Origin of the sequence: Paenibacillus sp. FSL R5-0636, from assembly GCF_037974255.1 — a bacterium.
Classification (GTDB): Bacteria; Bacillota; Bacilli; order Paenibacillales; family Paenibacillaceae; genus Paenibacillus_AQ; species Paenibacillus_AQ odorifer.
In genome coordinates, this window is the sequence record NZ_CP150232.1 from 3,977,757 (window position 1) to 3,997,921 (window position 20,165).

At 44.1% G+C, this 20,165-nt stretch carries 21 protein-coding genes; 6 read left to right on the forward strand and 15 right to left on the reverse strand.

Going from position 1 to position 20,165, the window contains the following annotated elements:
- The first annotated feature begins 34 nt into the window (after nucleotides 1-34).
- Nucleotides 35-832: a GNAT family N-acetyltransferase gene (locus MKX34_RS18160; RefSeq protein ID WP_076103959.1), complete on the forward strand. Its 798-nt coding sequence runs from the start codon at nucleotides 35-37 to the stop codon at nucleotides 830-832.
- 16 nt (nucleotides 833-848) lie between these two features.
- Here the strand turns inward: MKX34_RS18160 and MKX34_RS18165 are convergent, their stop codons facing one another.
- The 7 genes from MKX34_RS18165 to MKX34_RS18195 all read right to left on the reverse strand — a co-directional run bounded on the left by MKX34_RS18165 (nucleotide 849) and on the right by MKX34_RS18195 (nucleotide 8,046).
- Nucleotides 849-1,841: a hypothetical protein gene (locus tag MKX34_RS18165; protein WP_256717803.1), complete on the reverse strand. Its 993-nt coding sequence runs from the start codon at nucleotides 1,839-1,841 to the stop codon at nucleotides 849-851.
- Nucleotides 1,842-2,309: 468 nt separating this feature from the next.
- Nucleotides 2,310-2,867 (reverse strand): outer spore coat protein CotE, encoded by a 558-nt coding sequence (locus tag MKX34_RS18170; RefSeq protein ID WP_036687755.1) that lies wholly within the window; start codon nucleotides 2,865-2,867, stop codon nucleotides 2,310-2,312.
- A gap of 226 nt (nucleotides 2,868-3,093) precedes the next feature.
- Nucleotides 3,094-4,116, reverse strand: coding sequence for an HD-GYP domain-containing protein (locus MKX34_RS18175; RefSeq protein WP_051491532.1), 1,023 nt, complete (start codon nucleotides 4,114-4,116; stop codon nucleotides 3,094-3,096).
- Nucleotides 4,117-4,280: 164 nt separating this feature from the next.
- The gene (locus MKX34_RS18180; RefSeq protein WP_036687757.1) at nucleotides 4,281-5,267 is read right to left on the reverse strand and encodes an aromatic acid exporter family protein; all 987 of its coding nucleotides are present in this window, start codon (nucleotides 5,265-5,267) and stop codon (nucleotides 4,281-4,283) included.
- Between the two features lie 93 nt (nucleotides 5,268-5,360).
- Nucleotides 5,361-6,197: an ABC transporter permease gene (locus tag MKX34_RS18185; protein WP_076103960.1), complete on the reverse strand. Its 837-nt coding sequence runs from the start codon at nucleotides 6,195-6,197 to the stop codon at nucleotides 5,361-5,363.
- Nucleotides 6,197-6,973 carry an ABC transporter ATP-binding protein gene (locus MKX34_RS18190; RefSeq protein WP_076103961.1) on the reverse strand — a complete coding sequence of 259 codons (777 nt, stop codon included), beginning with the start codon at nucleotides 6,971-6,973 and terminating at the stop codon, nucleotides 6,197-6,199. Before MKX34_RS18190 ends, MKX34_RS18185 begins: the two co-directional genes overlap by 1 nt.
- Before the next feature lie 50 nt (nucleotides 6,974-7,023).
- A complete protein-coding gene (locus MKX34_RS18195) occupies nucleotides 7,024-8,046 on the reverse strand; it encodes an ABC transporter substrate-binding protein (protein ID WP_038571597.1) in 1,023 nt (340 codons plus the stop codon).
- A gap of 271 nt (nucleotides 8,047-8,317) precedes the next feature.
- Between MKX34_RS18195 and MKX34_RS18200 the strand changes: the two genes are divergently transcribed.
- Nucleotides 8,318-10,021, forward strand: coding sequence for an alpha-amylase family glycosyl hydrolase (locus MKX34_RS18200; protein ID WP_076103962.1), 1,704 nt, complete (start codon nucleotides 8,318-8,320; stop codon nucleotides 10,019-10,021).
- Here the strand turns inward: MKX34_RS18200 and MKX34_RS18205 are convergent.
- Nucleotides 10,008-10,688 carry a hypothetical protein gene (locus tag MKX34_RS18205; protein ID WP_076098755.1) on the reverse strand — a complete coding sequence of 227 codons (681 nt, stop codon included), beginning with the start codon at nucleotides 10,686-10,688 and terminating at the stop codon, nucleotides 10,008-10,010. The genes MKX34_RS18200 and MKX34_RS18205 overlap by 14 nt on opposite strands.
- 142 nt (nucleotides 10,689-10,830) lie before the next feature.
- Between MKX34_RS18205 and MKX34_RS18210 the strand changes: the two genes are divergently transcribed.
- The gene (locus tag MKX34_RS18210; RefSeq protein ID WP_036687997.1) at nucleotides 10,831-11,070 is read left to right on the forward strand and encodes a hypothetical protein; all 240 of its coding nucleotides are present in this window, start codon (nucleotides 10,831-10,833) and stop codon (nucleotides 11,068-11,070) included.
- Between the two features lie 1,284 nt (nucleotides 11,071-12,354).
- Here the strand turns inward: MKX34_RS18210 and MKX34_RS18215 are convergent.
- The gene (locus tag MKX34_RS18215; RefSeq protein ID WP_038571602.1) at nucleotides 12,355-12,582 is read right to left on the reverse strand and encodes a hypothetical protein; all 228 of its coding nucleotides are present in this window, start codon (nucleotides 12,580-12,582) and stop codon (nucleotides 12,355-12,357) included.
- Between the two features lie 122 nt (nucleotides 12,583-12,704).
- Here MKX34_RS18215 and MKX34_RS18220 point away from each other — a divergent pair, with 122 nt between their 5' ends.
- Entirely contained in the window at nucleotides 12,705-13,331 is a 627-nt protein-coding gene (locus MKX34_RS18220) for an FMN-dependent NADH-azoreductase (protein WP_038571605.1), read from the forward strand.
- 103 nt (nucleotides 13,332-13,434) lie between these two features.
- Here the strand turns inward: MKX34_RS18220 and rsgA are convergent, their stop codons facing one another.
- The 4 genes from rsgA to MKX34_RS18240 all read right to left on the reverse strand — a co-directional run bounded on the left by rsgA (nucleotide 13,435) and on the right by MKX34_RS18240 (nucleotide 16,912).
- Entirely contained in the window at nucleotides 13,435-14,526 is a 1,092-nt protein-coding gene (gene rsgA / locus MKX34_RS18225; RefSeq protein ID WP_076144727.1) for a ribosome small subunit-dependent GTPase A, read from the reverse strand.
- A gap of 381 nt (nucleotides 14,527-14,907) precedes the next feature.
- Nucleotides 14,908-15,579 carry an HAD family hydrolase gene (locus MKX34_RS18230; RefSeq protein ID WP_038571611.1) on the reverse strand — a complete coding sequence of 224 codons (672 nt, stop codon included), beginning with the start codon at nucleotides 15,577-15,579 and terminating at the stop codon, nucleotides 14,908-14,910.
- 160 nt (nucleotides 15,580-15,739) lie between these two features.
- Nucleotides 15,740-16,195 (reverse strand): DUF3939 domain-containing protein, encoded by a 456-nt coding sequence (locus MKX34_RS18235; protein ID WP_036688004.1) that lies wholly within the window; start codon nucleotides 16,193-16,195, stop codon nucleotides 15,740-15,742.
- Nucleotides 16,196-16,315: 120 nt separating this feature from the next.
- Nucleotides 16,316-16,912 (reverse strand): metalloregulator ArsR/SmtB family transcription factor, encoded by a 597-nt coding sequence (locus MKX34_RS18240; protein WP_036688006.1) that lies wholly within the window; start codon nucleotides 16,910-16,912, stop codon nucleotides 16,316-16,318.
- Between the two features lie 179 nt (nucleotides 16,913-17,091).
- On the opposite strand from MKX34_RS18240, the gene MKX34_RS18245 reads away from it, so the two are divergent.
- Nucleotides 17,092-18,096: a YpdA family putative bacillithiol disulfide reductase gene (locus MKX34_RS18245; RefSeq protein ID WP_076273299.1), complete on the forward strand. Its 1,005-nt coding sequence runs from the start codon at nucleotides 17,092-17,094 to the stop codon at nucleotides 18,094-18,096.
- 1 nt (nucleotide 18,097) lies between these two features.
- Nucleotides 18,098-18,541: a DUF441 domain-containing protein gene (locus MKX34_RS18250; protein WP_036688009.1), complete on the forward strand. Its 444-nt coding sequence runs from the start codon at nucleotides 18,098-18,100 to the stop codon at nucleotides 18,539-18,541.
- Nucleotides 18,542-18,610: 69 nt separating this feature from the next.
- On the opposite strand, the gene MKX34_RS18255 is transcribed toward MKX34_RS18250, so the two are convergent.
- The gene (locus MKX34_RS18255) at nucleotides 18,611-19,546 is read right to left on the reverse strand and encodes a DUF4179 domain-containing protein (RefSeq protein ID WP_076142122.1); all 936 of its coding nucleotides are present in this window, start codon (nucleotides 19,544-19,546) and stop codon (nucleotides 18,611-18,613) included.
- Nucleotides 19,539-20,057: a sigma-70 family RNA polymerase sigma factor gene (locus MKX34_RS18260; RefSeq protein WP_076128340.1), complete on the reverse strand. Its 519-nt coding sequence runs from the start codon at nucleotides 20,055-20,057 to the stop codon at nucleotides 19,539-19,541. The genes MKX34_RS18255 and MKX34_RS18260 overlap by 8 nt, the downstream gene beginning before the upstream one ends.
- Nucleotides 20,058-20,165 lie beyond the last annotated feature (108 nt).

The following is a 20,165-nucleotide window of genomic DNA, read 5'->3' on the forward strand; positions in this document are numbered from 1 at the left end:
GTCAGCCCATATGAAAATCAAAGGAGAATACAATATGATACGAAAGCTAACGAAGGATGATCAAGAGCTGCTGATGGCGTTGCTGCGGAAAGAGCCGGCGCTTAATTTATTTATCATTGGCGATGTGGAGAATTTTGGGTTTGAACAGGATTACATGGATTTGTGGGGAGAGATTGATCCAGCTGACGGGCGGATAAAAGCCGTTCTGCTACGCTTCTATAGAAGCTACCTTCCTTATGCAGATGGCCCTTTTGATGTCGAGGGGTTCGCTGAGATTATCCGAAAGGATAATGACATGCATATGATCTCCGGAGCCTCAGAGGTGGTGAAGGCTTTTGACGGGGAAATTAATTTCAAACAAGTAAAACAGCTGTATTTTGCTGAATTAAAAGATATGAACAATAAAATAAGTGAGTCCTTCTCTTCAGCTGAGCCTATCAAAAAAGCTACAGTTCAGGATGTAGAAGCGATTTGCGCACTCACCGATACCATTGAAGAATTTGAAAGCAGCCGGAATGGTTCAAGAACCAGCCTGCGTAAAACGCTGGAAAGCAACACCGGCCGCACGTATTATATGGAACGGGAAGATAAGGTCATTGTCACAGCTTCAACTTCAGCGGAAAATTCCATGTCAGCGATGATTGTCGGGGTTGCCACACATCAAGCATTCAGAGAGCAAGGCCTTGCTTCGCGCGTAATGGCACAGCTATGTGCAGACCTGCTTCATGAAGGAAAGTCATTATGCCTCTTTTATGACAACCCACATGCCGGAGTTATTTATAAACGACTTGGCTTTCAAGATATCGGTTCATGGACCATCGTTAACATGTAGACCAAATAGTAAAATATCACATTTTTACTTTGCTGCACCATAACTCACGTATATCACGCGACTCATCCCACGTCCGCTCAGCGGCAATATATTCGAATAAAGGCTCGATATAGGGGGCGGCAATCTCGTAGCCGCCTAGGGAACGCAGCTGCGCCAGCAATGGGGGGATTGCGGCGCGCAGCGGAGGTTTATCGCCGCTGTAGTAGGCGATATGCAGGTCTTCCCGGTCTAGCGGGCGTTGCGTCAGGTCCTCATAATGGCTCACGATCAGATGAGCCAAATAGACCGCGCCTTTAGCGATGACCGGGGATACCAGGAAGCTCGGCAAGGTCCGGTACTCGAAACCGCCATGCGGCTGAGTCCGGAAATCGCCGAGCACGCCGTATCGGGGACGACGCGCCCCTGCGCGGACGTCTTCGAGCAGAAGCATGGGCAGCGCGAGATAGTTATCGAGCGCGCGCAACAGCGGCGCCGTCAGCGTCACGCCGCTGAAGTGCAGATGGCCGCCGAGGGCCCAGCCCGTCAGCGGCATGCCTCCCGCCCGCCAGCGCAGCGAGCGGTCGGCGATGAGCCGGTCCGCCAGCGCCGCGGCGGACATCAGCTGCGCCAGCAGTGCGCGCGGTTCCCCGCGCGGCTGAGGGCGCAGCTCGGCGACCGGGAACGCGCCGCGCGTTCCCGGAGGTCCGGCGTCGCAGCCAGCGACGCCGTCCGTGGGCAGGTACCGCGACGCAGGCACGACGCGGCCGGTGGATTCCCGGAGGATGATGAACTCCGGGTCCATACCCATCAGCAAGCCGCTGCGGCCCGGCTGCTCCAGAGCCAGCTCTCGTTCCAGCGCTAACGCTGCGGAACGATAAGGCTCGGGCAATCGTTGCCCGGAGGTCTTTACTAGTGGAGTGACTCCCTCCACCACATACCTCCGGTTCCCCATTGCCCTCAGCAGGACCTCACCGCTATCCAGCCCCAAGCTGTACAGCGTGCGGACAGCAATCCGCTGGAGCAATTTCATCACCCCGCGAAGCTCTCCCCGCACTCGGCCTCCCGTGGTATTGCTCTCGGCATTAGCAAAGCTCACAGCTTCGCTATAATTATCGGTGGCCACACGCATTCCAAGACCCGCTCCAAGCAAAGAGATGTGGAGCACAGTCAAATGATAAACCAATATCTTATAACACTGCCTGTGCCCCTTCTCAGTAGCGTGTGAAGCATATGTATCGACAAAACGTTTTACAGATGGCGTCAGCGTTGCTTCAACTCCGCTTCTAAGCAATCTAGACTCTCTCTCTGCCACAGACAATTCTGAATACACCTTAAGACCTTCATTCATACTCTTTAGCGCCTCCATCCGAGCGTGAACCTTTTTTCATCCTAAAAATAAATAAAAAAAAGGAGGGCATTCGCCCTCTACGCCGCCGCACTCCCTACATATAATGGACCATAACCCATTGATACTCAGTTAACGGCGGCGTATCCTTCCTTACAGCTCATCATCCAGATTGTCAGGGTCCAGATCATCGTAATCGAAGCTATCACCTTCAAAATCATAATCCTTGTCTTCTGGATCATCACTTTGCTCAGTGACATACACACGGACTTTGGTCTCAGCCACCAACTCCACTTCGAATTCGCGCTCTACGCGAAGTGTCACACTGCCTCCGCCTGGCGATACGCCCGCTTCTACACAGTTGGGTTCCTGCGTTGCCTCCGCAGAGACCTCAACTGTTGAAGTGCGGTGTCTCGTGTCCAGGTAGGAAAGCGGGATGAGCTCCACATAAGAGACTGTTTCCTTTGCTACCTCGGTCTGCTTGTTCTTGTCGTACGAGTACCAGATGTTTACATCATAAGTACCAATTACTTCGATTCCGTTCCCGGCGGCAACCGCTTCGTATTGGTGGTTGATAATCCAAGCCCCCAAAATACTAGTCGGATGATGTGGCGGAGTCACGGTATGGGTTGCTGTAGAGAACTTACGACCTTTGCCGCAAATTGCCTTCGTAATGATCTCCCTTGTTTGACGTTTATGGCTTAATGACATCTTTGAACCTCCTCCATACAATCATTCACTATCAAGTGTATGCAGGTTCTAGGCATTTGTTGATTGTTAGACTATAAATAAATTTGAGTAAGCCCTCAAGAAGGCTTTTTCAGGAGACTCATAGTTCATTTTATTTCAAAATTTGTACATATATGAGTAGATTCCAAAAATGGTCCAACCTGTTCCAGAGCCATTCCTGACCCCTCAAAAAACCTTAAAACACCAGCTATTGCGGGATTACCCGCACAATTCCAAGCGATCTATGTTTGCTTAAGTCAATAAAATCCTCATCAATATTCACCAGTGGCCGCAAAGGGTCTGTAGCAAGAATCATAACAATTTTTCCTTTTCGCCCATCTGTCAATTCCACTTCGTTCCCTAGCATTGACTGCATTAACTTATTAATAAACACTCTGCAAATATAAGGGTCGAGCTTACCGAACACACTCTCCTCCATTTGCAGTAATACTTCGTATAAAGGAGCCGCTTTGCGATAAAAACGGTCGGAGGTCATCGCGTGAAACACATCAGCCACAGCAACGATTTTACTGAAATCAGTAATCCGGTTCCCAAGCACACCAAATGGATAACCACTGCCGTCCATTCTTTCATGATGCTGTAAGGCTACTAGCGCTTGGGTATGGTTTGTGCCTACCGTATCCCTGATCATCTCATACCCAAAGGTCGTATGCTTTTTCATCAGCTGAAACTCTTCGTCGGATAATGGACCGGGCTTGGTTAATATGTCATCCGGGATTCTCATTTTGCCGATATCATGAAGAGTCGCTGCAATGGTCAACATGCTCAAATCCTCAGACTTTAGCTTCAGCCATTTGCCTAGCAAGGTAGATATTATGCCCACGGCTACATTATGTCTGTATGTATAATCATCTTTGGTCTGCAAAGCAGCCAATACTCCGTAGAAGTCATTCTTTTCGCTTACCTGCTGGATAAACGGAATCACTTCATTTCTAACTTCCAGCATAGGAATTCTTTTATTTTTGTTATGACGAATCTGTTCAAAAATATTCTCAATCGCAGCTGTACAATCATCAATTGCAAGCTGGAAAAATTCCGCGCTATCCAGCTGGACGACGTCATGAGATTCCAGAGTGATCTTATGTTGTCGAATTAATCTAATATGTTCAGCACTCAATAAAGTCAATGCGGGTAAAACAAATACTCCTTTGTCATTAAAGAGGTTAGCTACAAGTTGTTTTCCGATAAATGATTCCATATCTTTGTCCATACGCCTCACCTGCCAATGCGGAAAATTCGTATATGAATTTCCTGCTTGAATTTGAACTCACCCTATAATTGTTAATCCCTTTCGGAGATCAACTTTTAGTTCATACATATTTTATCGTGATTTCAGGGGCGAATGTTAATACTTCACTTTATTAAAGCCTAATTTTAAGCTTTTTTCCGGGTGAGCAAACGTTTCTCAGGCTTATAGCTGACCGGTATTTTATGGCGTTTCGCAATTTTCAAATAAAGTGCCAATTCTCTGCAAAGCTGCAGAATCGCTGATCGCACTTCGAATTCCTCACGTGTCTCCGGCAAATCCATGCTTTCAAATTCTTGTTCAAGCTCTTCCAGCAAATGTTCCGTGCGGCCTGTATATTCTTCAGCCAAAACATCTCCGCTAAGCTGGTCGAACAATTCAGCTACCATCTCTCCATGCGGTAAATGGCGATATACTTGAGAAATCAGCTGCATCATGCTTTGAATCGATTCCAGCTGCTCCTTACGCATATAGAAATAGACATTCCAAGCTTCATCAGGATGAATCACATGATTCTCCATCTCACGAGTAGCGGCAGTCAGTCCCCGCTGCACTGCATTATCCGCATCAATTAATTCTTTGCCATCCCACATATACGCAGGTTCACGCAAAGTACGGGCCATCTGAGTAAAAATAACTGAAAAGTATCTATCCACTTCCTTGCGGATTCCATAAATAACTCCCCCGGTCTGTGGCATGTAAATCAAGTTAACCACCCCCGCTGAACCGAGACCTATGGCCAGAAGCTCTACTTGCTGCAACAACACATGAAGCGATAACTCAGCTTGTCCAAAAACACGAAACACAATAACAGAGCTAGTGACAATCCCTTCCTTGTAGCCGGACTTCACAATCATCGGAAAGCCAACCAGAACGTATAGTCCAAGCACCCAGTAATGAAATCCTAATATCCAAAATAAAATACACCCAAAAAAGAGTCCCACGAGCGAGGCCAAAAAACGCGCCGTTATCGTCCGGAAACTCCTTTTCAAGGTAACCTCCACACCCAAAATGGCTAAAAGCCCTGCACTTTGTGCATTGGGTATGCCTACTGCAGACGCGAGAAGAACGGACATTAACGTCGCAGCAGCTGTTTTAATCACACGAAATCCCATAACCCTATCTCTCCTTAAAAGCACTAACCGTTAATAGGTAAAGATATAGACATGTTACAAGATTTTGTGTACGGACACAACGTTACATTAGACTTACCGCCGGTATAACAAGCGCTTCTCCAGATACACTACCAGTTGATACATTGCCGTTGCTACGGCTGCGATAATCAGCAGACTGGACATCACAAGCGTGAAATTAAACACCTGGAATCCATATATGATCAGGTACCCAAGACCGGATTTTGCTACTAGAAACTCTCCCACGATAACCCCGACCCATGACATACCCACATTCACCTTTAGGGTAGAGACAACCGTTGGAAAAGATGCCGGAAGAATCACTTTAAAAAACACCTGAACTTTAGAAGCTCCAAAAGAACGAACCACCTTCACAAGATTAGGATCCACACTACAAAAGCTATTGTAAACAACAAGTGTAGTAATGATCACCGTAATCGATAAGGTTGTTACAACGATAGCGGTGAAACCCGCCCCGAACATTACGATAAAAATCGGCCCCAAGGCCACCTTCGGCATACTGTTAAAGACAACCATAAACGGATCAAGCACCGCTGATAAAAACGGAGACCACCAAATAATCACTGCCAGCAGCGTTCCTAACAAGGTTCCCAGAACAAACCCTACCGCAGTCTCTCCTGCCGTCATCCCCAAATGAGGCCACAAGCTTCCACTGATCATATCCTGCCAAATCTGCTTGAAGATTTTTGTCGGGTAGCTGAACAATAACTCATCAATCCAGCCCATTCTTGCTCCCGCTTCCCACAACACAAAGAACAGCAGCAACAGACTGCTTCTTACAGCGATTACCTGATTACGCCGGCGCTGCTTTCTTTTTTTGAAATCCACATGCATTTGCTGCAGCCACAGTTCACGGGAAGCTAAAACTCCCGCTTGCTCTGTTCGTTTCATTAGCTTTCCCTCCCTGCGATCTCCATCTCTGTCCATACTTCATGAAAAAGCTCCGCAAACCCTGGCTGATCACGCGCATACAGCGGTGGGGCTGAGCGGATTAGCTCCGGAACAGGAAACACTTTACGAATCTTCCCTGGATTTCGCTGCAATAAAATAACCCTACTGCTGACCGCAATCGCTTCTGACAGATCATGCGTGACCAAAATAGCCGTGGTTCCCCGGCTGCGTAAGGTCTCTGAGACTAAATCCTCCAGCTGAAGTTTGATCTGATAATCAAGTGCCGAGAACGGCTCGTCTAGCAGCAGCAGTCCTGGATTGGTAGCTAATGTTCGTACAAGAGCCACCCGTTGCCGCATCCCTCCGGATAGCTGAGAAGGATAGGCCTGTTCTTTCCCTTCTAATCCCATCTCGCACAGCAGCTCCAAAGTCCGTTTATGACTTTCCTCGTTTAAGCTTCCGGTCAGCTCCAGTCCAAGCACGGCATTGTCAAGAATACTCCGCCAAGGAAAAAGATAATCCTGCTGCAGCATATATCCAACCTCAGGTGAAGGGCCTAGAATGGGTTGGCCATTTACGAATACTTCACCCTCAGAGGGCTGCAGCAGTCCGGCAATAATCGATAGGAGAGTCGTCTTGCCACAGCCACTTGGGCCTACTAAGCTGACGAACTCTCCCTGCTCGACATTAAGATTTAGATCCTCAACGGCCAGTGAAGCTTCCCGATCGCCGAGATAGGCATGCGTTACTCCCTTTAATTGCACTACTGGAAGCAAGGTCATCCCCTCCTTATAGTTAACAAAATCCTTTTAGGATCTTATCTCTCTTATTTAGAGCCACTGCTCTTTATGGTCTTTTCAGCTTTTTCAGCAAAAGTATTGTTCACGATTTTTTCTGCTGGAACACGTTCTTTAAGTTCACCTGCGTTATCCATAACATCTAGTAGATTATTCCATTCCTCATTATCAACAACCGGATTAATGGCGTAGGTGTCTTGCTCCTTGTAACGTTTTACAGCAGAAATCACAATGTCACGATCCGTTTTATCAAAATAAGTTATTATGGCATCCGTAATTTCTTCAGGACTATGTTCCTTCACCCAAAGCTGAGCACGCTGGATGGCATTAGTGAACTTTTGCACGGTGTCCCCATTTTTGCTTATATAGCTGTTCTTTGACATAAATACTGTGTAAGGTAAATAACCGCTCTCTACCCCAAACGATGCCACTACAGCTCCCCGGTCTTCTCGTTCGAAGATAGAGGCCTGCGGCTCAAACAGCTGCACATAATCACCAGTACCTGAAGCAAATGCACCGGCAATATTAGCAAAATCGATATTTTGGATCAAGGTAATATCCTTCGCAGGATCAATTCCTTTTTTAGATAAAGTAAACGCGCCTGCCATTTGTGGCATTCCGCCTTTTCTTTGACCAAGGAAAGTAGAGCCCTTCACTTTATCCCAATTAAAATCTCCATCAGCCTTCCGGGCGAACAGGAAAGTTCCATCCCTTTGAGTCAGCTGTGCAAAATTAATGACCGGATCATCCGAGCCCTGCTGATACACGTAAATGGAGGTTTCTGAACCAACCAACGCCACATCAATAGCACCTGAAAGCAATGCGGTCATCGTTTTATCGCCACCGGGAATCGTCTGCAGTTCTACATCCAGCCCTTCATCTTTGAAGAAACCTTGAGTCAAGGCAACATACTCGGGTGCATAAAAGACAGAGCGGGTAACCTCCCCAATCTTCACCTTTACCGTCTCTGACTTTCCGCCGCAACCGGCAAGTACTGAAAAGCATAAAGTAATGATCATGAGCGACAATGACAGCTTTTTCCGAATCTTCATTCTTCATTCTCCTTTCTTACCGGGTCCTTCGCCCTTGCTTAAAGCATATGCACATGCCTACTGAAAGGTTAAAATCCCGAATATCGTGGGGAATTAAAAGAATATCCATGATATCAGCAGTTTTTATTGAATTTATGGATAAATATCACTGGATTTGCTGTTTTTATATCTGTGCAAACGTTTTACCTGAGGATTTGATTACAGTACTATAAGAATTAAAGCGCTTACCATTTCCTTTATAGGAAAATTGCAGCAGAAGGGGTTATTTTATATGGATAAACGAGCAACACCTATCACCAAAAAACACACAATAAACGGACTTTTGGGTCTTAGCTTAACTGCCTTTCTGCTCTCCGGGTGTTCAGGAAATAATAACAATATTTCTTCCTCTGCCTCCCCTTTTCCATCGCCAAAAGCAAATACTGTTCTGGATACTACAACACCTCCCGCTGCAAAAACGATAACTACTGACGAACAACCCTCAACGGTTTATTATGAGATTTTTGTTCGTTCATTCTATGACTCTGACGGGGATGGCATCGGTGACCTCAAAGGGATTACCAAAAAATTAGATTACTTAAATGACGGAAATCCTGACACCACAGACGATCTGGGGATCGGTGGGATTTGGCTTATGCCTATCAACCCTTCACCAAGCTATCATGGTTACGATGTGACTGATTATCGTGCAATCAATCCAGATTATGGGACGATTGAGGATTTACAGGAGCTCGTTACGGAGGCGCATAAACGTGGGATTAAAGTAATTATGGATTTGGTCGTGAATCACACCTCCAAAGAACATCCTTGGTTCGTAGATTCCGCTAAAAATAAGGACAGCAAATATCGCGACTGGTACATATGGGCTGAAGATCAAGGACGTCCTGCGAATGGAGCCAGTGCCGCTGGTAGTGGCAATGCATGGCACTCTTTACTGGGTAGTCATTATCTAGGTGGCTTTTGGGAAGGCATGCCTGATCTAAATTTTGATCATACGGAAGTTCGTAATGAAATGAAGGATATCGGCAAGTTTTGGCTGGAACAAGGGGTTGATGGATTCCGTTTAGACGCTGCTAAACATATTTACGAAGACCTTCTAACCGACAAAAGCCAAGCCACAACCCATAAAAATGTATTTTGGTGGCAGGATTTCCGCAAAGCGATGAATGAAGTGAATCCTCAAGCTTATATTGTTGGTGAAGTATGGGAGAATTCTGCAGTCACCGTAGGGGCTTATTTGGATCAAGCCTTTGACTCCAGCTTTAACTTTGGTTTAGCAGAGACTCTTATTAATTCCGTGAAAACTGAAAAAGACAGCGGGACTGCCTTTACGCTGGAACGTACGTATAATCTGTACTCCAAAATATCTGAGAGCCATTTTACCGATGCGATTTTTTTGACAAATCATGATCAAAACAGAGTCATGAGTCAATTAGACGGCAATCTGGATCATGCAAAAATGGCAGCAGCCCTGCTGTTAACCTTGCCTGGAAATCCTTTTATTTATTATGGTGAAGAAATAGGAATGCTTGGTGTAAAACCAGATGAAGGAATTCGTGAGCCCATGAGATGGATGACAGCGGATCAGGGTGAGGGGCAGACTACTTGGGAGGTCGGCAGCAATAACGCTGATGATGTTAGCATTAATGTCGAAAGCCAGACTAACGACAGCAGCTCACTGCTTAAAAGATACCGCGAACTCATTGCGTTAAGAAACGAAGTCCCTGCGCTCCGTGATGGCGGAATTCGAGACTACACTTCTGGCAATGTAGGGGTAATGGCCTACGAACGTATAACAACAAAGGATCAAGTCCTCGTTGTTCATAACCTAACTGGAGATGAACAAATCATTACGCTTCATCCAAATGTCGAAGGTATCTCTTACACCAAGATCCAAAAGACAACTGCTGACAAAGTGACCTTAAATTCAGATCAGCTTACTCTTCCTCCCTATTCAACGGTTATTGTGAAGTAGGAAAAGAGGAGGAATCTAATACCCACTCTGCCACTGAACTACATAATTGTGCTTTCGATATAGGAAGAGCTACAATCCAGTCTTGGGAAGGATCGCTGCTCATTCGCAGCAACCAGCCACTTGAATGATCGCTTATGAAGCTAGCATACTGAAACTTCCAGCCATTATCACTAGAAATGCAAAGTCGTAATTCTCCCTCTGCGTCGAAGCATTTCATCACTCGTGCAAGATGGTTGGAATGGACGTCATCCCCTGTCTCTGCAGCTAAACACTCTGAGAGTCTGTGAACCGTAGAGGAATCCGAGCCTTTTTTCAGCTCCTCAAACCTTTTTTTTGACATTAGCAACGCCGGAATCCCGTGAGCAAAGGGCTCCATCGCTCTCTCACATTCGAACAACTCGAGACAAAAGCTCTCTGTTTCATCTCTGCTCTTCAGCACACACGGAGGAGAGTCCGGTGTATTATTGCAGTAGGCTAGTATTTTATCCTTATGTATTTGCAAACACAGATCTTTAGTTTTCTCCTTCTCTCTATATTTGAATCTACCTATCCTTTCTGCTGTAGGCGCAGTATTTAACAATTCATTTAATACTACTTGGTCGGTTACCCGATCTGGAAATAAAAATTCCGTTAAATCCGTTAAATCCGTTCGTTCTTTCTCATTCACATTATTGTATCCTTCCTGTATTACATATAAATGTATATTAAACTAGCAATCTTTATGTTATCATAAGCTAATTTTAAGGTAAAATTAAGAAACAAGGGGTATGATCATTAACATGAAATACTTGTAGCGAGGTGATTTCAAAATGAGAATGCTCATCACATTTCAGAACAAACTTGTACCTGTGTATTTCACAACAGAAAATAAACAGCCCACTCAAAAAGTACTTAGATTACTTAACAGTACGCTGGAGCTCAAAATTCAAAAGGGCAAAAGTGCCCTCCAGAAATGCCTCAATTCTCTGATTAGTATCGAAATTAAAGGCTCTGAAGCTATATTGCACAGTTACAGTGAAAATGATTCATTGGCGCTATCCCTCTATTAATGGAGGGGTAGTTTTTTTGTCACAACATTGCAGTCCTAAGCTTCTAATAAAGAGCGTCCTAAGCAACTAAGAATTGCAGCTTAGACTCGTTTTCTTTTTGAAGCTAAACTTGATCCAAAATGACACTCCGTTTGATTTAGATACCATTTGCGCATACATAGCTTCTACTATCAAAATCATCCTTGGTTCTGCTTGGTGCTATTTTGTACTGCTTTGTGCTATTTCATAGCACATTTTAGATTGCTGCTTGCCGGCCATCCCATAGCCGACTGCTATCGGACCCAGAAGACCTTAATCGCAGCTTTTTGACTCATTTGGAATCCTATTGGACCCCAGAGTCGCTATTGGTACGAAAACACTAATTATCGACCTCAAAAAGCTGAATAGCTGCGCTGGAGTCCGAAACTCTGCTCTAATGCCAGTAATTTCGCATATAACGTCATCTGAGTCCGTTGCCTGCGATGGATGTTTATTACTCGGTGGTGCAGATGTATGTATAGCGGGTTACATGACATTCCAGGGAGTTGTCACTTAACACTATAATAGCCGCTGGGACTCTTGACCATTTTGGAGCTCCCTCTAGCATCTTGATCTAAATCCGAGCCATCATTTGTATTAGATACCATTTACACATACATAGCTTCTACTATTAAAGTATGCGACCTTAGTTCTGTCTGGTTCTGCTTGAGTTCTGCATGGTTTGCTTTGGTTCGACTTGGGACTGCTATATAGCAAAATTGAATTGCTGTTTACTGACTAGTCACATAGCTGACTGCTATTGGACTCATTGTTGGATGCTTTCGGACTCAGTTGACCTTAATCGCAGCTTTTTGGCTCATTTGGAATCCTATCGGACCCCAGAGTCACTATTGGCACGAAAAACACTAATTAACGACCTCAAAAAGCTAAATAGCTGCGCTGGAGTCCGAAACTCTGCTCTAATGACTAAAAATTCGCATATAACGTCATCTGAGTCCGTTGGCCGCTGAGGATAACTTGGAAGGTCACTTAGTGTGTAACTCGACAAATGACTTTGCATTTGTCAGCAGATTAGAGGTAGCGGGTTACCTGACGCTACAATGTCACTTGCCAAAGTAACGTTTGTGGTCGGTCAGCTTCCTTTGCTGATTCTAAGCTGAAACAATCTGCCCAAGACTAAAAACGCAGAGCAGTGATCCCCCTTAACGGGAGGATCACTGCTCTGCTATATTTACGGACTTTTTTAACCCAAGGACTCTGTCTCATTCAGCGAAAAATCTACTATTAGGAAGAGCTAAGCAATTATCAGCTGATCTTGTAATTCTTCTGCTCTGCTTTTTCAGCTTTTTGGATTCGAAGTCTAAATAGCTTCACTAAATTCTGACGCGTATGCTCTTCGTGACAGCTGTCCAATTTTTTAATGATAAACCGATCGATGGACATGTCAATCGCTCCTTTTAGATCATTCTGGAACTTATAGAGACAGGAAATTATTTCCTGTTCTCTTGTATCTCCTATTAACCTTGTTTTCATTTTTTCAAACTCCTTGAGCGTAAACAAATTTCAATGACAAAAAAATAATTTACAAACAAAAGATTACATGCTATATTAAATATAGTTAATATTAAATACACACATGCAAGGGAGAAATCATAATGTCTAAAGTTCTATTTATTAAAGCAAACAACCGTCCAGCAGAACAATCCGTAAGTGTTAAGCTTTACAATGAATTCTTGGAGAGCTATAAACTCAACAACCCAGAAGATGAAATCACTGAGCTTGATCTGTTCGCAGAGCAACTTCCATACTACGACAATACCCTGATCACTGGTATGTATAAAGCCGCTCAAGGATACGAAGCAACACCTGAAGAAGCAGCTGGTGCCGCTATCGTTAATAAATATCTTAACCAGTTCATCGCTGCAGATAAGGTAGTATTCGGTTTCCCACTGTGGAATATGACTGTACCTGCTGTATTGCACACTTATGTAGATTACCTTTGCCAAGCTGGTAAAACATTCTCTTACACTGCTGAAGGTCCAGTTGGTCTTTTGACAGGTAAAAAAGCAATCGTTCTGAATGCAAGAGGCGGTATCTACTCTGAAGGTCCTGCAGCAAGTGCTGAAATGGCAGTAAACTTCATCGTTGGTAACCTTAACCTGTGGGGAATTAAAGATATTACACAAGTAATCATCGAAGGCCACAACCAACTTCCAGCACAATCTGCTGAAATCATTGAAAACGGATTGCAACTGGCTAAGGAAACTGCTGCATCCTTCTAAACCATAACCGTTTAGATTCAATTCAATAATTAAGGGCGCCCCTTAGCTGTCAAAAGCTAAGGGGCGCCCTTTTCCAATGTCTATGCCGTTATATCAATTCTTTTTAATATTCATCCAGCTCTTTACGCCATCCGTATCCTCTGGTTCTGGATGAACTCACTTTAGTGGAAGCTGCGCTTTTTCTCTTAAGCTTGGCTTCTTTATTATTTTGGTACAATACTTCTCGTTGTGTTTTTCGGTAGTTGAATAGTCTCTTCTCTTCCAGTTCACCTGTTTGGACTGCTTCAAGTACAGCACAGCCCTCTTCGCGTTCATGACTACAGTTACTAAACCGGCACTTAGTAGCTAGGCCGCTGATATCACTAAAGGCTAGATCAAGACCACCTTCATCTTCCCAGAGCTGCAGCTCCCGCATCCCCGGTGTATCTACGATAATCCCCCCATCCGGCAAAACAAACAGTTCACGGTGGGTAGTAGTATGACGTCCGCGGCTATCCCCTTCTCTAACATCCTGAGTAATCTGAAGGTTCTTCCCGCATAGCCAGTTGACCATTGTCGACTTCCCACAACCGGAGGAGCCCGTTAGAGCTACTGTTTGACCCTCACCAATGTAAGGCAGCAGCTTCTCGCGCCCTTCATCTTGTATTGCACTAACAGCATGTACTGATACTCCGGGAGCCGCGCTCTCCATTTCAGCGATTTTACTGTCTGCATCCGGACAAAGATCCGCTTTAGTGAGTAGAATAACTGGATTTGCCCCACTATTCCAAGCCATGATCAGATATCTCTCCATCCGGCGAACATTAAAATCATCATTCAACGCGCTGACCAGAAATAACGTGTCTACATTGGAGGCAACAATTTGCTCATCTTGTGTATTTCCTGCGACCTTGCGTGAGATCACACTCTGCCGGGGCAATACGCCATGTATAATTCCATGCTCGCCGCCATCTTGCATTGCTAATGCTACCCAGTCTCCAATGGCAGGAAAATCACCCGAGGCTACAAATGTGTGTCTCAGCTTCCCGGCAAGCTCTCCCCACGTCTCTCCTACATCAGTTAACACTTTATACTTACTACCGAAATCACCAACGATTCTCCCGGGTATAAATTGTTTATCCTCTGCATGACTCCACTTTTCATTCCATTTTGTACTCCAGTTTTCATTCCAACCATATTGCTTTATGCTATTCATTCATTTCCTCCTAAAAGATATGTTTATGTTTTTTCTTGCCCCTTGGCGTTTTCCGAGAACACAAAAAGCCGCCGGAAATAAAGACTCCGGCGGCAGTATATAGACATGTGGATTTATTACACCAAATCCAATCTTTCTACACACGCAAAAAAGCCACCGGACCCTATACGGTTCCCGGCGGCTCTAATAAGCGTAATTGAGCTTACCTGCTAAACTGCACGAATCAATTATTCGGCAGCAGCTGTTCCCGGAAGACACGTATCCACAACAGTTGAGTTCATTACATTTAAAACTGTCATAAAACATCGTCTCCTTCCGAAATTTAAGATGCTGTTATCATAATTGGTGCAGCAGTAAAATGTCAACCCCAAATTTTCCAGATTACAAAATAGCCTTTAATTCTTTCAGCTCACGGATCATTTTCCAAGGTTGGATGTCCAGCTGATCGTCCCAAGGATGTTTCCTTTGCAGCCAAATTCCTTCAAGGCCAGCCTTACCTGCACCCCAGATATCATTTACCGGATGATCCCCTATAAACAAGGTTTGATCCGCAGAGGCACCCAGCTTGTCTAGTGCCAATTGATAAATCGCAGGATCAGGCTTCGCAATGCCAACTTCTCCAGATATAACTATAGCCTTGAAGTACTCTCGCAGGCCGAGAATATCGATTTTGGTGTTCTGGATTTCTTTTTTACCATTGGTGACCAGCCCCAAAGTATATCCACGCTCCACGCAATACTCCAGAACCTCCAAAGCATGCTCCATGACTGCGCCATGATTGATGTAGCTCGCATCATAATACGCCCGGATATGTTCAGCCGTCACAGGCTTTTCCCAAGGCAGGATCTCACTAAGTTCTAAGAAAAATCCGTCTTTATCACGATAGCCATCAGCGTCTCTGTGGATCATATCCTCAATCACGGCCTGCGCTTCCGCAGGTTTCAGATGCCCAAGAAAATCCTGCACGAACTGAGTGCTAAAGCTGCGAAATGTATAGTCGCGATCCATTAAAGTATTGTCCAGATCAAATAAAATAGCTTGTACTTCCTTCATCAAGCGATTCCCCTTACATGCTGTTAATTTTCAAACCTAACCTACAGAATGTAATTGTACTATGCCTTAAGAGACAAAGAAAAGACTATTCAACAAAAAGGATTTATGGCTTCCCTTTTACTGAACAGTCTTTATGAAGATTCGTATCTGCGTCATTCCTTTACTCGAAATGCTCTGCCCGATGGGTCAGCATCATTTCTTCATCCGTAATATACAGCGGAAAAGGAGGTGTTTCTTTTAGATAACTTTCTGTAGATAACAATCGATAATGAACCTCTGGCAACCAGGTGTCTTCAAGCAACGGTAGCTTGCCTGTATCACTAATATAACTGTCTACAGCAGCCTGAACTAAATCCAGATAATACGGCACTAACTTGTCTTCTTCCTCGAAAATTTCATAGGTCTCTCGTGACATATAGAAATTCCGTTCGGGTATTCCACCCAAATAACGTTTCAGGCGACTCATATCGATTCTTTTGTCCTCTAAGATTAATGCTGTTCTATTAATAGGTCCAGGCATATCTTCTTCGAACTTTCGAATCGCCTGTTTCACTTGGGGTAATGTGACGGTTACATGATCTGATTTGGGTTGCTTTTTTGTGCGTTTAAATAACATAACGAAAGTCTCCTTTCTAAATATGTCTCAGATAACGCTTACAATTCCATTTTATTCGAAATTCGAATAATTAATCAGTACATTTCAAATCGACACAGAATGTTAATATTTAAAAGATCATTATTTGACATATTCCCACCGAGTCCATACTTCTCGAGGATTTAGTTCATACTTGTCCTTCTCACGATACATAAACTGATGCATGATGAATTCACGACGAATAGTGGCGAAATCTTCATGAAACTGCTTAATAAACTCATTAATTTCCTTTTCCGTATAAACAACTCCTGGCTCCAGCTTCTCAACCATGTATTGAAGCGCTATCAATTTCTTCTTGTATTGTGCTGGAATTTGCCGCAGCCGGCCATCTTTAGAGAAAAAATTACGAATTACAGTATCCTGAAGACTATTCTCAGGTAATTGCTCTTCCATATTCTCAGCTCCTTTCGAAAAAATAAACTGCAGTGAAGCCTCAGCACCATTATTGATAAACTCCGGATTCAACTTAAAATAAACTGTATTTTTGTCGCGTCTTTCTTTTATTAGAGCCGCTTCACGTAATTTAGCCGCATGATGAGTGACTGTAGGCTGCGATAAATTCAACTTCTCAGCCAGCGCTTGCCCGTGCATTTCTCCTTGGGACAGAAGCAACAATAAGCGAAGACGCGTTGGATCAGCTAAAGCTTTATGATAACTCACGATTTTCTCCAACTGCACTGGGTTCACGCTCCTAGAATTTCACAATAAATTGAAACATTAGATATATATCTAATTATATAATAATCAACGTTATTCTTGCAATGGTTATTATACTCAATCTGCTCTTATGGAAAAATTCATGAATTTAGGGTAGGATTTAAAGAAAAGATAGTAACAATCAGGAGGTAACCCGCTTTATGAAAGATGTCATTATTATCGGTGCAGGTCCTTGCGGCCTCTCGGCAGCTATCGAATGCCAACGCCAAGGCCTGTCCAGCCTTATCATTGAAAAAAGCTTTATTGTACACTCCATTTATTTGTATCCAACAAATATGCAATTTTTCAGTACGGCTCAGTTATTAGAAATCGGGGATGTTCCGTTCACTTCGACCAACGACAAACCTTACCGTCACGAAGCGCTTGTCTATTATCGCCGAGCCGCTGAGCAATATGGTCTAGAGATCGCCGCTTATGAAGAAGCTTTATCCATTGAGCCGCTTGAAGATGGAACCTTTGCCGTACATACGTCAAATATGCGTGGTGAGCATCAGAAACGTATCACTGCTAATGTAGTTATAGCAACAGGTTATTTTGATCAGCCGAATATGATTGGCATTCCAGGTGAAGAACTACCTAAAGTTACTCATTATTTCGGTGAAGCTCATCCTTACACGGGAATGAAGGTAACTGTAATTGGCGGCAGTAATTCCGCAGTAGATGCAGCGCTGGAGCTTATGCGTGTAGGAGCTACGGTAGATATGGTATATCGTGGTGAAAGCATCTCAGAGAATATTAAACCTTGGGTTCGGCCAATCTTTGAAGGCATGGTGCAAAAAGGGAAAATCACTCTGCACTTAGGCTCGCGTGTCACTGAAATTACTGCAAGCTCAGTAATTGTTACGGATCATAAGGGGGACAAGAAAGCATTGGATAATGATTTCGTTCTTGCCTTGACTGGCTTCCGTCCTAGCCGTACCCTCCTCACTTCAGCGGGTGTGATCATGGATGACGACATGGATAAGCCTGCTTTTAACACCTCTACCATGGAAAGTAATGTTCCAGGGTTGTATGTTGCTGGAGTAATCGCCTCCGGCCGCAATGCTAACGAAGTGTTTATTGAGACCGGAAGAGGGCATGGTAAGCTTATCGCAGATCACATTGTGTCAAAACAAAGTTCTAATCCTAAGGAGTTGAAACATTAAGATGGACATGACCTCTTTGCTTTTGCTTGGACTTGCAGCGCTGGGAATTATCAGCAGCAATTCCCCTGTAACAATAGCAATGGTCGTCCTATTACTGCTAAGAGTACTTGGCCTGCAGCAAACCTTTCCTTGGCTAGAAAAATACGGTTTAACCATCGGGATTATCATCCTGACCATCGGGGTCATGACCCCATTAGCCAGCGGCAAAATATCGTTGCAGACAGTCGGTCAATCCTTCTTACACTGGAAGTCCTTGCTTGCTATCGCTATCGGCATTCTCGTCGCTTTTCTTGGAGGCCGCGGTGCTACGCTCATGACCAACCAACCCACAGTTGTTGCGGGTCTGCTGATTGGCACAGTGATCGGGGTTGCATTATTTAAAGGCGTTCCGGTCGGTCCGCTGATCGCAGCCGGCATTTTATCACTTATGATCGGCAAAATGTAATAGAACAGCACAAAAAGACCGCTTTTGGCGGTCTTTTTTTATTGTGCCTTTTTTAAACCTTCTTCTTCATTATTCTTCCACCTGAGAAATGGACTGCGGAATTTGCTGTACTGCTCTTTTTTCAACGACTAATAAATCTTCAACGCCATACTCTGTCTTAATTTTCTGCAACTGCTTCAAAGCCTCTTCTTCTGTATTAAAATATCCTGCTTCCACGAGATATAAGCCTTTCTGATCCTTTAACATCCGCATATCCTCTAACCCATATAACATTTCTTCAGCCATACCCAGCGCCTCACCAGAAGGCTGTGAGACCGTTCTTAAGGAATATACAGAGCCCCCTTTTGCTTCGTCTCCTTTCTCTTTTAACGTAATCACTACCTGTGCTGGCTCTTTATATTCTTTCACCTCATAAGCAACCGAGTCCGTAAGTGTGACATTGAACCGAATGGCCGAATCATCTAGTGTAATTAGTGGATAAGCATCCTGAACATATCGGCTTTGTTTTAATGTCTCCAGATCTTTGACTGCTGAGAATTTTCTGGCCCCACTTACTGTAATCGTCATTGTTGCCGGATTTTCCGTAAACTTTACGTTATATGAGCTTGCCATCTGTTGAGTTTCATCCGGATTTGCAAAATTCAAAATCAATTGATCACTATTCTTCAGTTGTTTGACCGAAATAAAATTCACATCTACTCCATCCTGAATAGTTCCACCTCCTGCGCTTCCCTCCGTAAATTGCAGAACACTGACCAGCTTACCTAGAACCGGTATTTGATCCATACTACTCGCAAAAGCAGGAACCGTATTTACACCCACCGTAAAAGAAATCAATACAGCAGCAGCTACTGATCCTGTCCATTTCAAAGTACGTTTTGAAGAACTGTTTTTCTGTTTATAGATTTTCCCTCTTTCAATTCCTTTACGAGAAGCGAATGATAGTTCTTTAGGAATTTCAATCTCATTATAGGCTTCCTGTAGACGTTCTAGTTGCTTATCCAAAGTACTCACTCTCCTCCATACTTATTTTTAATTTTTCCAAACCTCTATAAATAACGGTTTTGACGCTGCTCAGGGGCATATCGAGAACCTCTGCAATTTCCTTTATGGGCAAGTCCTCCAAATATCTCATCACAATCACCATTCTTGATTTTTCATCAAGACCGCTGAGCGCTTCATGCAAATCCATAACCTCTTCCCTAGATTTCGGAGCATAACTGCCTCCTAGCTCTTGATCTATATACACGATTTTTTTAGATTTACGGATAAAGTCCAGCGCACAGTTGACAGCGATCTTGGTGAGCCAAGTTTTAAAATATTGCGGTTGCTTCAATTTATGAATGGAGATATAGGCTTTGAAGACGGTCTCCTGCACAATCTCCAGCGCATCCTCTTGATTCCTCACATAGGAGTAGGCCATTCGGTATAAACGCTCCTGCATGCCGTCAATAAGCGCAGTAAAGCTGTCTTCATCACCTGCTATCGCCTTTTCCTCAAGCGTGGTTTTATTCACGTTCCTCACTTCCTTTCATGATGTTTATAAGCTTTAGACGCACATGATCTCCGAAAAGACTCAAATCCTGTGTAGAATTTTTGCCATAGTAAAAGTTACTGTGTGCCG

What these genes read in the sequence shown, in the direction of transcription:
- MKX34_RS18160 (WP_076103959.1), top strand. Translation starts at nt 35, where the DNA reads ATGATACGAAAGCTAACGAAGGATGATCAAGAGCTGCTGATGGCGTTG.
- MKX34_RS18165 (WP_256717803.1), bottom strand. Translation starts at nt 1,841, where the DNA reads ATGAAATTGCTCCAGCGGATTGCTGTCCGCACGCTGTACAGCTTGGGG.
- MKX34_RS18170 (WP_036687755.1), bottom strand. Translation starts at nt 2,867, where the DNA reads ATGTCATTAAGCCATAAACGTCAAACAAGGGAGATCATTACGAAGGCA.
- MKX34_RS18175 (WP_051491532.1), bottom strand. Translation starts at nt 4,116, where the DNA reads ATGGACAAAGATATGGAATCATTTATCGGAAAACAACTTGTAGCTAAC.
- MKX34_RS18180 (WP_036687757.1), bottom strand. Translation starts at nt 5,267, where the DNA reads ATGGGATTTCGTGTGATTAAAACAGCTGCTGCGACGTTAATGTCCGTT.
- MKX34_RS18185 (WP_076103960.1), bottom strand. Translation starts at nt 6,197, where the DNA reads ATGAAACGAACAGAGCAAGCGGGAGTTTTAGCTTCCCGTGAACTGTGG.
- MKX34_RS18195 (WP_038571597.1), bottom strand. Translation starts at nt 8,046, where the DNA reads ATGAAGATTCGGAAAAAGCTGTCATTGTCGCTCATGATCATTACTTTA.
- MKX34_RS18200 (WP_076103962.1), top strand. Translation starts at nt 8,318, where the DNA reads ATGGATAAACGAGCAACACCTATCACCAAAAAACACACAATAAACGGA.
- MKX34_RS18210 (WP_036687997.1), top strand. Translation starts at nt 10,831, where the DNA reads ATGAGAATGCTCATCACATTTCAGAACAAACTTGTACCTGTGTATTTC.
- MKX34_RS18215 (WP_038571602.1), bottom strand. Translation starts at nt 12,582, where the DNA reads ATGAAAACAAGGTTAATAGGAGATACAAGAGAACAGGAAATAATTTCC.
- MKX34_RS18220 (WP_038571605.1), top strand. Translation starts at nt 12,705, where the DNA reads ATGTCTAAAGTTCTATTTATTAAAGCAAACAACCGTCCAGCAGAACAA.
- rsgA (WP_076144727.1), bottom strand. Translation starts at nt 14,526, where the DNA reads ATGAATAGCATAAAGCAATATGGTTGGAATGAAAACTGGAGTACAAAA.
- MKX34_RS18230 (WP_038571611.1), bottom strand. Translation starts at nt 15,579, where the DNA reads ATGAAGGAAGTACAAGCTATTTTATTTGATCTGGACAATACTTTAATG.
- MKX34_RS18235 (WP_036688004.1), bottom strand. Translation starts at nt 16,195, where the DNA reads ATGTTATTTAAACGCACAAAAAAGCAACCCAAATCAGATCATGTAACC.
- MKX34_RS18245 (WP_076273299.1), top strand. Translation starts at nt 17,092, where the DNA reads ATGAAAGATGTCATTATTATCGGTGCAGGTCCTTGCGGCCTCTCGGCA.
- MKX34_RS18250 (WP_036688009.1), top strand. Translation starts at nt 18,098, where the DNA reads ATGGACATGACCTCTTTGCTTTTGCTTGGACTTGCAGCGCTGGGAATT.